Genomic DNA, 14647 nt, shown 5'->3' on the forward strand with positions numbered 1-14647 from the left:
TTGTGAACACCCGGAATCCAATGTGGGAGCGAGCTTGCTCGCGAAGGGGCCCTCACATTCAGCAAAAATTCCCCCGCTACACAGTAAATCCCCCTACACCCCCTCTTCACTTGATCCTACCCCCACGCAGGCCTACTCTAGACCTCGCGCAACCGTTTCACCCCCTCCCCGCCGCTGCTCTACCGCTTCCCCCTGACAAGGAGGTTCCCGAATGTTCGATTTCCACCCCCAGCTCAAGCAGCGCTTCGCTGCCTTGCGCACGGGCGCTGAGTTTTTTTCCCTGCGGTATGTACGCGAGTCCGGGCAATATCTGTCGGTGCGCAAGAATGTCGCCGAGCCGCCGAGCCTGAGACGCGACGAAGGCGCGATGCTCACAGTGCGCGTCAATGGCGTTGAGGCCTACGCGGCGACCAACGACCTCTCGCAACAAGGTCTGCAAGCCGCCCTCGAACGCGCCGAGCAGCAAGCCCGCCGCCTCAAACCGCACGCCTTACTCGACCTGCGCGATCAGCCGGTGTCCAGCGATCGTGCTGATTACTTTTCACCCAATCTCGACCAAGCCTTCCCGTCCCTGAGCGAATGTTTTGAGCTGCTCGGCGCGGAATCCGCCTCGGTGCCAAAGGATGAGCGCCTGGTGAATTGGGAAGTGAGCATTGGCCTTACCCACGTCGAACAGATCTACCTGAGCAGCGCCGGGGCTGAATTGCGCCAAGCGCAGCGCTTCGTCTATCCGGGCCTCGACGTCACCGCTTACGATGGCAACGACAGCCAGACCCGTAGCCTTGGCCGCGAGAATTTCGGCCAACAGGGCGGCGCTGATGTGATCAGCCGCTGCGGTTTGATCGGCGCCGGCCCGCAAGTCGCCGATCAGGCCCTGCAACTGCTGCTTGCGCCGAACACCCCGCAAGGCCCGCGCGATCTGCTGCTGATGCCCGATCAAATGATGCTGCAGATCCACGAATCCATCGGTCACCCGCTGGAACTCGACCGCATCCTCGGTGATGAACGCAATTACGCCGGCACCAGTTTCGTCAAAGCCAGCGACTTCGGCAGCCTGCAATACGGCTCGAAACTGCTCAACGTGACGTTCGACCCGGGCATTCCCGAAGAACTCGCCAGCTATGGCCACGATGACGATGGCAGCAAGGCCAGCAAACAATTCCTGATCCGCGATGGCCTGTTGTTGCGCCCGCTGGGCGGTGCGCTGTCGCAGTTCCGCGCCGGTCTCGATGGCGTTGCCAACAGCCGCGCCTGCGGCTGGAACCGCCCGCCGATAGACCGCATGGCCAACCTCAATATCGAACCGGGCGATCAGCCTCTGAACAAACTGATCGAAGGCATCGAGCACGGCATCCTGATGAGCACCAACCGCTCATGGTCGATCGACGATGCGCGCAACAAATTCCAGTTCGGCTGTGAATGGGGCCAGTTGATCGAAAACGGTGAACTGAAAGGTGTGGTGAAAAACCCGAACTACCGGGCGATTTCCGCGCACTTCTGGAAAAGCCTGCGCGCCGTCGGCGACGCCAACACCGTCAAGGTGCTGGGCACGCCGAACTGCGGCAAGGGCGAACCGAACCAGGTGATCCGCGTCGGCCACGCTTCGCCGGCCTGCGTATTCAGCAACGTTGATGTGTTTGGGGGAGACGCCTGATGAGCATTTCGAAGAGTCAGTCCGACGCCTTCAAGGTCATGGTCAATTGGCTGCGCGACAGCGTGCGCGAGCCGGAACAGTTCACCCTCAGCTATGCCGCCGAATCCTCGGCGTTCGTGCGTTTCAATCACGCCAAGGTGCGTCAGGCCGGGCAAGTGCAGCAGGCCAATATCGTCCTGAAACTGATCAACGACGGTCGCCACGCCGACCTGCAAGTCACCCTGTCCGGTGATCAGGAAGGCGATCTGCAACGCCTCGCCGAAGGCCTGCAACAACTGCGCGAAACCCTGCCGCTGCTGCCGCAGGATCCGTACCTGTTGCTCAACCACAACGGCTGGCAGAGCAAAAATGTGCAGGAGCATCCGCTGCCGGACACCGAACAGGTTGTCGATGAAATCTGCACTGCCGCTGAAGGTCTGGATCTGGTGGGTTTCTATGCCGCCGGCCCGATCAGTCGTGGTTTCGCAAGCTCAGCGGGGGCTTTTGGCTGGCATCAGGCCAACAGCTTCAATTTCGATTTCAGCCTGTTCCACCAGAACGGTGAAGCAGTGAAAGCCAGCTACGCCGGGCATGACTGGAGCAGCGAAGGCTTCGCCAAGCGTTTCGGCCAGGCCCGCGAGCAACTGGAATTTCTCGGCCGACCGCTGCGCACCTTGGCGCCGGGGCAGTACCGTGCGTATCTGGCACCGGCGGCGCTGGAAGAAATCATGGGCATGCTGAGCTGGGGCGGTTTCTCGGCGCAGTCGATCGCCAGTAAGAGCAGCCCGTTGCAGAAGCTGTATGTCGGCGATCAGGCGTTCAGTCCACTGCTGTCGCTGGATGAGAAAGTCAGCGAATCGCTGAGCCCGGCGTTTTCCGGCGAGGGTTATCCGCGCAGTGATTTGCGCCTGATCGTCGAAGGCAAGGCTGGTGATCAACTGGTCGGCTCGCGCAGTGCAGCGGAATATGGCCTGACCGCCAACGGCGCCGGCGGCGGGGAAATGCCGAGTGCGTTGAACATGGCGGCGGGAGATCTGGCGCAAGCAGAGATCCTCAAACAGTTGGGCACCGGGCTGTACATCAGCAACCTGTGGTACCTGAACTTCTCGGATCAACCGGCGGCGCGCATGACCGGCATGACTCGGTTTGCGACCTTCTGGGTCGAGAACGGCGAGATCCAGGCGCCGGTCAGCACCATGCGCTTCGACGACAGCGCTTACAGCCTGCTGGGTTCACAGCTGGAAGCGTTGACCGCCGAGCGTGAGTTGTTGCTGTCGGCGAGTACGTACAGCCAGCGCAATACCTCGTCGGCGTTGCTGCCGGGGGCGTTGGTGAGCCGTTTGACCTTGACCCTGTAAACGCAAAACCTGTGGGAGCGAGCCTGCTCGCGAAAGCGGTAGATCAATCGACATCGATGTTGAATGAAATGGCCTCTTCGCGAGCAAGCTCGCTCCCACACTGACCGCGCTCGACAATGGATATGCATTAACTTCAACGACAAGAGGTTCCATGCCCAACCGCCCGCCTCTCGACGCCATCACCGCACGCTGGTTGCCGTGGGTCGTCGCCATTGCGTTCTTCATGCAGTCCCTCGACGGGACCATCCTCAACACCGCCCTGCCGGCCATGGCTCGGGATCTGGCCGAAGACCCGTTGCGCATGCAAGGCGTGATCATCGCCTACATGCTCACCGTGGCCTTGCTGATACCGGCCTCAGGCTGGATCGCCGACCGTTTCGGCACCAAGAAAATCTTCTTCGGCGCGATCTTGTTGTTCAGCTTCGGCTCGCTGCTCTGCGCCTTGTCGAGCAGTCTGAGCATGCTGGTCGGCGCCCGGGTGATTCAGGGCCTGGGCGGTGCGCTGATGCTACCGGTCGGGCGACTCGTCGTACTGCGCGCCTATCCGCGATCCGAACTGGTGCGGATCATGGGCTTCATCACCATCCCCGGCCTGCTCGGTCCGCTGATCGGCCCGACCATGGGCGGCTGGATGGTCGAGTACCTGACGTGGCACTGGATCTTCCTGATCAACCTGCCGGTCGGCGTGATCGGTTGCTACGCCGTGTGGAAATTCATTCCCGACCTGCGCGGCACCGAGCGCACGCGTTTCGATAGCCTGGGTTTCCTGCTGTTCGGCGCGGCGATGATCCTGATCACCATCGCCATGGAAGGCCTTGGCGAACTGCACTTGCCGCATCTGCGGGTGATGTTGCTGCTGTTCGCCGGTCTGGCGTGTCTGGCGGCGTACTGGTTGCGCGCCGGGCACATCGAAAACCCGCTGTTCGCGCCATCGCTGTTCAAGACCCGCACGTTTGCCGTCGGCATTCTCGGCAACCTGTTCGCCCGCCTGGGCAGCGGCGCATTGCCATTTCTGGTGCCGTTGCTACTGCAAGTGGCGCTGGGCTATTCACCGTCGCAAGCGGGGATGAGCATGCTGCCACTGGCGGCGGCGGCGATGTTTGCCAAGTGGATGGCACGGCCGCTGATTGAGCGGCTCGGTTATCGCATCGTGCTCACCGGCAACACCCTGGCACTGGGGATCATGCTGGCAAGCATGGGCCTGGTCAGCGAGCAGACGCCATACTGGTTGTTGCTGTGCCTGCTGGCAGTGCTGGGCGCGATCAACTCGCTGCAATTTACGGCGATGAACACCGTGACGCTGATTGATCTCGACGATGCCAGCGCCAGCAGCGGCAACAGCTTGCTCTCGGTGGTGGCGCAGTTGTCATTGAGTCTGGGCGTTGCCTGCGCCGGCGCGTTGCTCGGCGGGTTTACCGCAGAGATCGGTAACGATGGCGTGGAGACCGTGCTCGGCGCGTTCCAGCTGACCTTCGTCACCGTCGGCATCATGGCCATGCTCGCTGCGACGATCTTCTCGCAACTGTCGAAAGAAGACGGCCGCCGTGCCAAACGCCCGGAAGAACACATCGAACATTAACCACTGTTCGTCCAGAACTTTCGAAGAAAGTGGCACGGGGCTGCTACACTGCGCGACATTTTGTTTTGCAGGCCAGTCCCGTGACCACCATCGCCACCGCTTTTAATACTCTGCCGCTGTCCGCCGCCATGCTGGCTAACCTCGAATCCCTCGGTTATGCCCAGATGACGCCGATCCAGGCGCAGAGCTTGCCGGTGATCCTCAAAGGGATGGACCTGATCGCCCAGGCCAAGACCGGCAGCGGCAAGACCGCCGCGTTCGGCATCGGCCTGCTCAACCCGATCAACCCGCGCTACTTCGGTTGCCAGGCGCTGGTGATCTGCCCGACGCGCGAGCTGGCCGACCAGGTTGCCAAGGAAGTCCGTCGTCTGGCCCGTGCCGAAGACAACATCAAAGTCCTGACCCTGTGCGGCGGCGTGTCGTTCGGCCCGCAAATCGCTTCGCTGGAGCACGGCGCGCACATCATCGTCGGCACCCCGGGGCGTATTCAGCAGCACCTGCGCAAGGGTTCGCTGGTTCTCGACGGCCTGAACACTTTGATCCTCGACGAAGCCGACCGCATGCTCGACATGGGCTTCTACGACGCCATCGAAGACATCATCATCAAGACCCCGGAGCGCCGTCAGACCATGCTGTTCTCTGCCACTTACCCGGTGGGCATCAAGCAACTGGCGTCGAAGTTCATGCGTGATCCGCAAACGGTGAAAGCCGAAGCGTTCCACGATGACACGCAGATCGAGCAACGTTTCTACGAGATTTCCCCGGAAGATCGTATGAGCGTGGTGACCAAAGTCCTGCACCACTTCCGTCCGGCGTCCTGCGTGGCGTTCTGCTTCACCAAGCAGCAAGTGCAGGAAACCGTCGATCACCTGACCGCCAAAGGCATTTCCGCCGTCGGCCTGCATGGCGATCTGGAGCAGCGTGACCGCGATCAGGTGCTGGCGATGTTCGCCAACCGCAGTACCTCGGTACTGGTTGCCACCGACGTCGCCGCCCGTGGTCTGGACATCGATGCGCTGGACATGGTGATCAACGTCGAACTGGCGCGCGATTCGGAAATCCACATTCACCGCGTTGGCCGTACCGGTCGCGCTGGCGAGAAAGGCATCGCGATCAGCCTGGTTGCACCGGGCGAAGCGCACCGCGCGCAAGCCATCGAACAACTGCAGAAATCGCCGCTGAACTGGGATCAGGTCGATAACCTCAAGTCCCAGGGCCTCGCCCCGCTGCAACCGCCGATGACCACCCTGTGCATCGGTGCTGGCCGTAAAGACAAGGTTCGTCCGGGCGACATTCTGGGTGCACTGACTGGCGATGCCGGCATTCCGGGTGCACAGGTTGGCAAGATCGCGATTTTTGACTTCCTGGCTTATGTAGCCGTTGACCGCACCGTGGCCATGCAGGCCTTGCAGCGTCTGAACGACGGCAAGATCAAAGGCCGTTCGCTGCGCGTACGCATCCTCTGACCTGATCGTTCCCACGCTCTGCGTGGGAATGCATCCCGTGACGCTCCGCGTCACATAACAACGGACGCAGAGCGTCCATGGCGGCGTTCCCACGCAGAGCGTGGGAACGATCATTGTGTGAGGACACCGTTTTGCGCTCTACCGAAGTCGTGATCATTGGCGCAGGCGCCGCTGGGTTGATGTGTGCACTGACCGCCGCCGGGCGTGGGCGTCAGGTGTTGCTGCTCGACCACGCGAACAAGGCCGGCAAGAAAATCCTGATGTCGGGCGGTGGCCGCTGCAATTTCACCAACATGTACACCGAGCCGAGCAATTTCCTCTCGCAGAACCCACACTTCTGCAAATCCGCGCTGGCGCGCTATACCCAGTGGGATTTCATCGGCATGGTCGGCAAACACGCCGTGCCGTACCACGAGAAGAAACTCGGCCAGTTGTTCTGCGATAACAAATCCAGCGACATCCTCGAAATGCTCCTGACCGAGTGCGATCAGGTCGGCGTCGAGTTGCATCTGGACACCTCGATCCAGACCATCGAGAAGGTCGAAAGCGGTTACTTGCTCGACACCACCCTCGGTCAGGTTCAATGCCAGTCGCTGGTGATCGCCACCGGCGGCTTGTCGATCCCGACGCTGGGCGCTACCGGTTTCGGTTATCAGGTCGCCAAACAGTTTGGCCATGAACTGCTGCCGACTCGCGCCGGTCTGGTGCCGTTCACCATCACCGATCAACTCAAGGAACTGTGCACCGAGCTGTCCGGCACTTCGGTGGATTGTCTGGTCAGCTGCAACGATCAGAGCTTTCGCGAGAACATCCTCTTCACTCACCGAGGCCTCAGTGGTCCGGCGATTTTGCAGATTTCCTCGTTCTGGGAATCCGGCGACACGGTTGAGATCAACCTGCTGCCGGATCACGACGCGGCGAGTTGGTTGCAGCAGCAAGTGGCCGAGCGTCCGAACAGTGAATTGAAAACTCTGCTGGGTGAGATTTTCACCAAGAAGATGGCCAATCTGCTGGCGGACAACTGGTTCGTGTCCAAACCGATGAAGCAATACACCCACGCGGAACTGGCGGAAATTGCCGAGAAGCTCGGCAGCTGGAAAGTCGTGCCAGCGGGGACTGAGGGTTATCGCACGGCCGAAGTGACCCTCGGCGGTGTCGACACTCGCGAAGTCTCCTCCAAGACCATGGAATCGCTGAAAAGCCCCGGCCTGTATTTCATCGGTGAAGTGCTCGACGTCACCGGGCATCTGGGCGGTTTCAACTTCCAATGGGCCTGGGCCTCGGGCTACGCCGCCGCGCAGTACGCTTAACTCAAGGCCAAATACAAAACCCTGTGGGAGTGAGCCTGCTCGCGATAGCGGTGAATCAGTCGATGAATGCATTGGCTGACACACCGCTATCGCGAGCAGGCTCACTCCTACAGTTGTTATGTGTGATGCAGTAAGGAACACTTTTTGCTGTCAGATGTGATCGGCGCCATTGCGTCGGCGTCATTACTGGCTCAATTTAGCGGCATCGCCTCGGAAGGCCTTCGCACTTCATGTCCTCGACCTCGTTTCGTCAGTCTTTGCGGCGCCTGTGGGCGCTGGATAAATTCAGCTACAGCGTGCGGGTGTTCATCGCCCTGACCGGCAGCATGGCGCTGTGTTGGTATCAGGATGAAATGGGCCTGCTGATCCCGTTATTCCTGGGGATTATCGCCAGCGCCCTGGCCGAAACCGACGACAGTTGGCAGGGCCGCCTCAACGCCCTCGCCGTGACACTGGTGTGTTTCAGCATCGCCGCGCTGTCGGTGGAATTGCTCTTCCCCTACCCCATCGTGTTTGCCATTGCTTTGGCGCTGGCCAGTTTCGGCCTGACCATGCTCGGTGCGCTCGGCGAGCGCTATGGCGCGATTGCTTCGGCGACGCTGATTCTGTCGGTCTACACGATGATCGGCGTTGATCAGCGCGGCGGTGCGGTCACCGATTTCTGGCACGAACCGATGCTGCTGGTCGCCGGTGCCGCATGGTACGGCTTGCTCTCGGTGGTGTGGCAGGCGCTGTTTTCCAACCAGCCAGTGCAGCAGAGTCTGGCGCGGCTGTTCCGCGAACTGGGATTTTACCTGAAGCTGAAATCGTCGCTGTTCGAGCCGATCCGGCAGATGGACGTCGAAGCCCGGCGGCTGGAACTGGCCCAGCAAAACGGTCGCGTGGTGGCGGCGCTGAACAGTGCCAAGGAAATCATCCTGCACCGCGTCGGCAACGGCCGCCCCGGATCGAAAGTCAGCCGTTACCTGAAACTGTACTTCCTCGCTCAGGACATCCACGAACGCGCGAGTTCTTCGCACTATCCGTACAACGCACTGGCCGAAGCGTTCTTCCACAGCGACGTGCTGTTCCGCTGCCAACGCCTGTTGCGCCAGCAAGGCAAGGCCTGCCGCGCTCTGGCCGAATCGATCCAGATGCGCCAGCCATTTATTTATGACGCGAGTTTCGCCGAAGCCCTCAGCGACCTCGACGCCTCCCTTGAACACCTGCGCATCCAGAGCAATCCGGCCTGGCGCGGATTGCTGCGCTCACTGCGCGCCCTGGCGGCCAACCTCGGCACCCTCGACCGTTTGCTCAGCGACGCGAGCAACCCCGACGCCTTGGCCGATGCGACTGACAGCAGCCTGCTTGACCGCTCGCCGCGCAACCTCAAAGACGTCTGGGTGCGCCTGCGCACGCAACTGACGCCGACGTCTCTGCTGTTCCGGCATGCCCTGCGCCTGCCATTGGCGCTGAGTATCGGTTACGGCATGGTGCATTTGATTCACCCGTCGCAGGGTTACTGGATCATCCTCACCACGCTGTTCGTCTGCCAGCCGAACTACGGCGCGACGCGGCGCAAACTCGGTCAGCGAATTTTCGGCACCGCCATCGGCCTGACCGTGGCGTGGGCGCTGTTCGATTTGTTCCCGAGCCCGTTGGTGCAGTCGTGCTTTGCCATCGCTGCCGGCGTGGTGTTCTTTACCAACCGCACCACCCGCTACACCCTGGCGACAGCGGCGATCACCATCATGGTGCTGTTCTGCTTCAATCAGGTCGGCGACGGTTACGGACTGTTCCTGCCACGGTTGTTCGATACCTTGCTCGGCAGCCTGATTGCAGGCCTGACGGTGTTCCTGTTCCTGCCGGACTGGCAGGGCCGGCGCCTGAACAAAGTGCTGGCCAACACCCTGACCTGCAACAGCATCTACCTGCGCCAGATCATGCAGCAATACGCCGCTGGCAAAAGTGACGACCTCGCCTATCGGCTGGCCCGCCGCAACGCGCACAACGCCGATGCAGCGCTGTCGACAACGCTGGCGAACATGCTCATGGAGCCGGGGCATTTCCGTAAGGAAGCCGATGTCGGTTTCCGCTTTCTGGTGCTGTCGCACACGTTGTTGAGTTATCTGTCAGGGCTGGGTGCACACCGCGAGACGCAGTTGCCGGCGGATGTGCGCGAGCATTTGATTGATGGCGCCGGGGTGAAACTGGCAACGAGTATTGATGAAATTGCCCAAGGGCTGGCCAACAAGCAGCCGGTGGCGATTCAGAGTGACGAGGAAGAAGCGCTGGCCAATGAGCTGGAACAGATGGCCGATGAGATCGATGAGGGGCAGCGGTTGGTGCAGACGCAACTGGCGTTGATCTGTCGGCAGTTGGGGCCGTTGCGTACCTTGGCGGCGCATTTGATCAAGGACACCTCAGAAATCAGCGGCGGTTGACAGGGCGTCATCGCGAGCAGGCTCACTCCTACAGGGGAACGCATTCCAAATTGTAGGAGTGAGCCTGCTCGCGATAGCGACATCTGCCACACAGAGGATTCTGGATCGACCCTCACATCCCATGCTGTCTCAACAACTTGTCATAACTCCCATCCGCCTTCATTGCCGCAATCGCCTTATCAAACCCCGCGACAATCTGCTCATGCTGCGGATTCTTCAGGCTCACCAATATATGCAGGCTGTTCTCACTCAACGGCTTGGGTAAAAACTCCACCGAATTGCGCACCTTGGCGGATTCCCGCGCCAGGTAATACTTCGCCACATACTCATCTTCCAGCGTCAGCTTGACCCGATCCGCCGCGAGCATGCGCACGGCCATGGCGAAGTTGTGCACAGGGACTTTCTGCAACGCCGTGTCGGCATCGAACGGCGCCGAATAGGCGTAGCCGCGCACCACCGCAATCGGATAGGTGTGCAGTTGCTGCAGATTGGAATAGTCGAGTGGCGTGTCTTTGCGCTTGAGAAAGCGGATGCGGTTGAGCAGGTATTCCTCGGAAAATTGCCCGAGCTTGGTCCGCTCGTCGTTGTACCAGGCGTTGACCAGCACATCGTAACGGCCCTCCCCCACGCCAAGCAGCGCCCGTGCCCACGGCACCTGCTCGTAACCGCTGGCGTAACCGGCTCTGGACAGCGCGGTGCTGACAATGTCGGTGGCCAGGCCGCCGTTGACCAGCGTGTCGTCGGTAAAGGGTGGCCAGATATCAAACACCAGCCGCAGCTTATCCGCTGCAGCGGTCTGAGCCAGCAAGAGCAATCCGATCAAAGCAAAGGCTCGATGCAAACGCGGCATGCTTGAAAATCCTTAGCGGGCAAGTTGCCCAGCATGTTTTCAGCCAAAACCCCAAGGCCCCTTACCGGCAAAACCCAGGCCCTAACATTAGCTCATTGCAGCCAATGCACAGGGCTCTCCAGCAGATTACACAAAGTCACCGAGGCTGCGAGAAAGGAATGATGGCATTTTGACCTTTGTCACAGACTCTTACGCCATACAGACATCTTTGCCGTGGGCGCTTAGTATCGGGCGACACGTTCAAGGAATCGGCAAATGACAATCGAATGGGTCTGCAAACATCACAGTGATCTGGGCAAGGAACAGCTATACGCGCTGTTGAAGCTGCGCTCGGACGTGTTCGTCGTCGAGCAGAAATGCGCCTATCCGGACCTCGATGGCCAGGATCTGGAAGGCGACACCTACCATCTGATGGGGTGGGAGGATGACCAGTTAATGGCGTACCTGCGCCTGCTGGATCCGGAATCCCAGGGGGGTGACGTGGTGATCGGCCGCGTGATTACCGCACCGCAGGGGCGCGGCAAAGGGCTGGGGCACGAAATGATGGAGCAAGCACTGAAACAGGCCGAGAAGCATTGGCCGCAGGTGCCGATCTATCTGTCGGCGCAGGCGCATTTGCAGGGGTATTACGGCAAGTACGGGTTTGTTGTGGCGGGTGAGGAATATCTGGAGGATGACATTCCGCATATCGGGATGCGTCGTTCCTGAAGAGCCCCTCACCCTAGCCCTCTCCCGGAGGGAGAGGGGACTGACCTTATTGTCTTGCGGCAGACATCGACCTGAAAAGCCGAGTCGATTATGGATTCAGAGAAATTCGCTCAAGTCGGCGTACTTCTCCAATATCCCCCAATCGGCTCCCTCTCCCTCTGGGAGAGGGCTGGGGTGAGGGGCTTTTCAGGGATATCCCAGAACTGCCTTGATCTGCCGCAAATTACGCTCGATCCACCCACGATCAATCGCCCCCCACTCGCGAATCCGATAGCGCCCGGCGTGATTGCGCGCACCCTCTTCCTGCTCAAATTCACAGACGATATCCAGATCCGCCAACGCGGCAATCGTGTCCTGCGCCGTGCGCCGGGGCATGCCGGTCACGTCGGTCAGCGTCGGCACGCTCGGCGCCAGACCGCTGTCGATCAGGTACGCCACATACAAGCGGCGGTAGAAACTGCTTTTGGTCTTGCTGACGTCCATCCACACCTTCCTGGTTGCGTACTGTTAAGCCTGCATATCGCGCCACGTCAGGTACACACGCAGATCAAACTCGACCTGGTGATACCCCGGCAGCATGTGCTCGCACAATTTATAGAACGCCTTGTTGTGATCCGACTCTTTGAAGTGCGCCAGTTCATGCACCACGATCATTTTCAGAAAGTCCGGCGCGGCGTCTTTGAACAACGAGGCGATACGAATCTCTTTCTTGGCCTTGAGCTTGCCGCCCTGCACCCGTGAAACCGTGGTGTGCAGACCCAGTGCGCGGTGGGTCAGGTCGAGGCGGTTGTCGAACAGCACCTTGTCGATGGCCGGGGCGTTGCGCAGGTACTCCTGCTTCAGGTCCAGCGCGTAGCTGTACAAAGCCTTGTCGCTCTGCACGTCGTGTCGCCCTGAATAGCGTTGATTCAAGTATTCACCCAGACGCCCTTCGGCAATCATCTGGCGCACCTGGTCCTGCAATTGCGCGGGATAGGCCTGGAGGTACTTCAACACAGTCATGGACGGGCGACACGGTTCGAAAAGGTGCGCCAGTGTAGCGAATTCAACCGGGCAGCGCGCTCCAGTCAAACGGTTCGGCGAAGCTGACCGCATCCTCGGCCATCAGCGGCCGCGCGACGAGGAAACCCTGCACGTATTCGCAGCCATGGGCTTGCAGCCATTGGTATTGCTCGATGGTTTCCACCCCCTCGGCAATCACCAGCAAACCGTATTGTTTGCACAGACTGATCACCGTACTGACCAGCGAGGCGTCGCGTTTGGAGTCCGGCAACCGCGCAATAAGATGGCGATCAAGCTTGAGGGTATCCAGCTCCAGATCACGCAAATGCGCCAGCGAACACGGCCCGGAACCGAAGTCATCCAGCGCCACCCGCACGCCCAGATTGCGCAGCAACCGCAGTTGTTTGCGGGTTTCGTCGGGATTCTGCATCAGCGCTTCTTCGGTGACCTCGACCTCCAGTTGCCGAGGCTGCAAGGCATGTCGTTCCATCACCTGACGCAACTCGGTGACCAGATTCGGCAGGCTGAACTGGGTGTTGCTCAAACTCACACCGAGCACCAGATCTTCGGCAAACAGGGTTTCCCAGGCTTTGCGCTGACCGGCACCACGATGATAAATCCAGCTGCCGAGGCGGCTGATCAGCCGCGCCTCTTCCAGCAACGGCAAGAACAACCCCGGCGGCACATCGCCAACGCTCGGGTGCTGCCAGCGCAACAAGGCTTCGAAGCCACGAATCTGGCCCGTGTCGATGGCCACCTGCGGCTGATACACCAAGTTGAAATCGCGGTTCTCGATGGCGGCACGCACACTTTCTTCAAGCATCAATCGCGAACGCGCCCGGCCGTTCATTTCATGATCGTAGAAACGATATTGTTGGCGCCCGGCGCGCTTGGCTTCGTACATGGCGATGTCGGAGGCACGCAGCAACCCGTCAAGGTCCGAGCCGCAGTCCGGGTAAGTGGCGATGCCGATGCTGGCGCCTAGAGCGATGTCCAACCCTTCAATCTGCTGACAGATCGACACCCGTTCGATGAGTTTTTCGGCAATCTTCGCCGCTTGCTCGGGAAACTCCAGATCCAGCAGCGCGGTAAATTCATCGCCGCCCATGCGCGCAAGAATGTCGAACGGCCGCAGACATGCCTTCAATTGCTCGGAAACCCAGCGCAACACCCGATCGCCGGCATCGTGGCCTAGCGAATCGTTGACCCGTTTGAAGCCATCGAGGTCCAGATACAGCAACACCCAACTGCTGTCGCTGCGCTCGCCACGCAGCAGCAGGTTTTCAACGGTCTGGTAAAACCCGCGTCGGTTGAGCAACCCGGTCAATGGATCGGTCACCGCTTGAAATTCCAGTTGCTGGTGCAAGTGTCGAACCACCGACATGTCCAGCACGGTCACCACCATCGCATGTTGCTCGCTGGGCAGCGCGGCGCAGGACAGCGCCACCGGCACTTGCTGGCCGGGCGCGGTGCGCAACAAGGCGTCGTGGAGTCTTAGCGTCTCGCCACGCTTGTAGCTGGCATAAAACTCGGAATCGGCCCACAGCGGAATGTGCGGTTTCTGCAGGTAGTCGAGAAACTCCTTACCTTCCAGCTCCTTCACCGGCGCATTGAGCAGTCGTGAAATCGCCGGGTTGGCAAAGCGGATCAAACCGTCCTCGCCCACCACCAATATCCCTTCGGCAGCGTTATCCAGCACCGAAGCATTGAAGGCGCGCGCCAACTCCAGATCATGACTCAAGCGCTGCAACGCGCGGCGATTGCGCTGATGTTCCAGCAACGCCTGAACTTTGGGCTTGAGGATCTGCGGGTCGAACGGCTTGAACAGGTAATCCACCGCGCCACTGGCATAGCCTTTGATCACGGCGTCCTGGGATTGCTCGTTGGCAGTCAGAAAGATAATCGGCGTCAGGCGCGTGCGCTGGCTGCCACGCATCAATCGCGCAACTTCAAAGCCATCCATGCCCGGCATCTGCACATCCAGCAGCACCAGATCGACGTCGTGGGAGAGCAGAATATTGAGCGCTTCGAAACCGGAGGCTGCGGTGAGGACGTGCCAATCCTGGCGCTGCAGCAACGCGCGCATGCTGATCAGATTTTCAGGGTAATCATCAACGATCAAAAGGACAGAGCTGCCTTCACCTGGCGGGGGTTGCGCGCATTCCATGCTGCTTCTCTTGTCGGGACTTTCGGTCGGTTTCCGATAAAAACCGCACACATACTGAGCCTTCACTCTAGTACTGGATCCAGGAAAGCAGAAGCTGTCATCAGGCCATCATTTAACCAAAGCGTGAGTTTGCCGACTAACGGTCACCGCT

The 14647-nt window shown here is 60.1% G+C and carries 11 protein-coding genes; 7 read left to right on the forward strand and 4 right to left on the reverse strand.

Annotated features, from left to right (window positions below; genetic code table 11):
- Positions 1-211 precede the first annotated feature (211 nt).
- From AB4N74_RS21625 to yccS, 6 genes are all read left to right on the forward strand, one after another.
- On the forward strand, positions 212-1654 hold the full coding sequence (locus AB4N74_RS21625) for a TldD/PmbA family protein (protein ID WP_460097190.1): 1443 nt from the start codon (positions 212-214) through the stop codon (positions 1652-1654).
- Positions 1654-2991 (forward strand): TldD/PmbA family protein, encoded by a 1338-nt coding sequence (locus AB4N74_RS21630; RefSeq protein WP_460097192.1) that lies wholly within the window; start codon positions 1654-1656, stop codon positions 2989-2991. Before AB4N74_RS21625 ends, AB4N74_RS21630 begins: the two co-directional genes overlap by 1 nt.
- A 151-nt stretch (positions 2992-3142) precedes the next feature.
- Positions 3143-4570: a multidrug transporter subunit MdtD gene (gene mdtD / locus AB4N74_RS21635; RefSeq protein WP_099757388.1), complete on the forward strand. Its 1428-nt coding sequence runs from the start codon at positions 3143-3145 to the stop codon at positions 4568-4570.
- 80 nt (positions 4571-4650) lie between these two features.
- Positions 4651-6036 carry an ATP-dependent RNA helicase DbpA gene (gene dbpA / locus AB4N74_RS21640; RefSeq protein WP_460097193.1) on the forward strand — a complete coding sequence of 462 codons (1386 nt, stop codon included), beginning with the start codon at positions 4651-4653 and terminating at the stop codon, positions 6034-6036.
- A gap of 131 nt (positions 6037-6167) precedes the next feature.
- Positions 6168-7346 carry a BaiN/RdsA family NAD(P)/FAD-dependent oxidoreductase gene (locus AB4N74_RS21645; protein WP_150729903.1) on the forward strand — a complete coding sequence of 393 codons (1179 nt, stop codon included), beginning with the start codon at positions 6168-6170 and terminating at the stop codon, positions 7344-7346.
- Positions 7347-7576: 230 nt separating this feature from the next.
- Positions 7577-9769 carry a YccS family putative transporter gene (yccS, locus tag AB4N74_RS21650; protein WP_460097194.1) on the forward strand — a complete coding sequence of 731 codons (2193 nt, stop codon included), beginning with the start codon at positions 7577-7579 and terminating at the stop codon, positions 9767-9769.
- Between the two features lie 112 nt (positions 9770-9881).
- Here the strand turns inward: yccS and AB4N74_RS21655 are convergent, their stop codons facing one another.
- On the reverse strand, positions 9882-10619 hold the full coding sequence (locus AB4N74_RS21655) for a substrate-binding periplasmic protein (RefSeq protein ID WP_460097195.1): 738 nt from the start codon (positions 10617-10619) through the stop codon (positions 9882-9884).
- A gap of 255 nt (positions 10620-10874) precedes the next feature.
- Between AB4N74_RS21655 and AB4N74_RS21660 the strand changes: the two genes are divergently transcribed.
- Positions 10875-11327 carry a GNAT family N-acetyltransferase gene (locus tag AB4N74_RS21660; protein ID WP_099757392.1) on the forward strand — a complete coding sequence of 151 codons (453 nt, stop codon included), beginning with the start codon at positions 10875-10877 and terminating at the stop codon, positions 11325-11327.
- Positions 11328-11513: 186 nt separating this feature from the next.
- Here AB4N74_RS21660 and AB4N74_RS21665 read toward each other — a convergent pair whose 3' ends face one another.
- Genes AB4N74_RS21665 through AB4N74_RS21675 form a run of 3 tightly spaced genes read right to left on the reverse strand, consistent with a single transcriptional unit; the run spans position 11514 to position 14496 of the window.
- Positions 11514-11810 carry a winged helix-turn-helix domain-containing protein gene (locus tag AB4N74_RS21665; protein WP_099757393.1) on the reverse strand — a complete coding sequence of 99 codons (297 nt, stop codon included), beginning with the start codon at positions 11808-11810 and terminating at the stop codon, positions 11514-11516.
- 24 nt (positions 11811-11834) lie between these two features.
- Entirely contained in the window at positions 11835-12329 is a 495-nt protein-coding gene (locus AB4N74_RS21670) for a M48 metallopeptidase family protein (RefSeq protein WP_320336212.1), read from the reverse strand.
- 43 nt (positions 12330-12372) lie between these two features.
- A complete protein-coding gene (locus tag AB4N74_RS21675; RefSeq protein WP_320336211.1) occupies positions 12373-14496 on the reverse strand; it encodes a putative bifunctional diguanylate cyclase/phosphodiesterase in 2124 nt (707 codons plus the stop codon).
- Between the last annotated feature and the right edge of the window lie 151 nt (positions 14497-14647).

Source organism: Pseudomonas sp. H3_C08 (assembly GCF_054669455.1).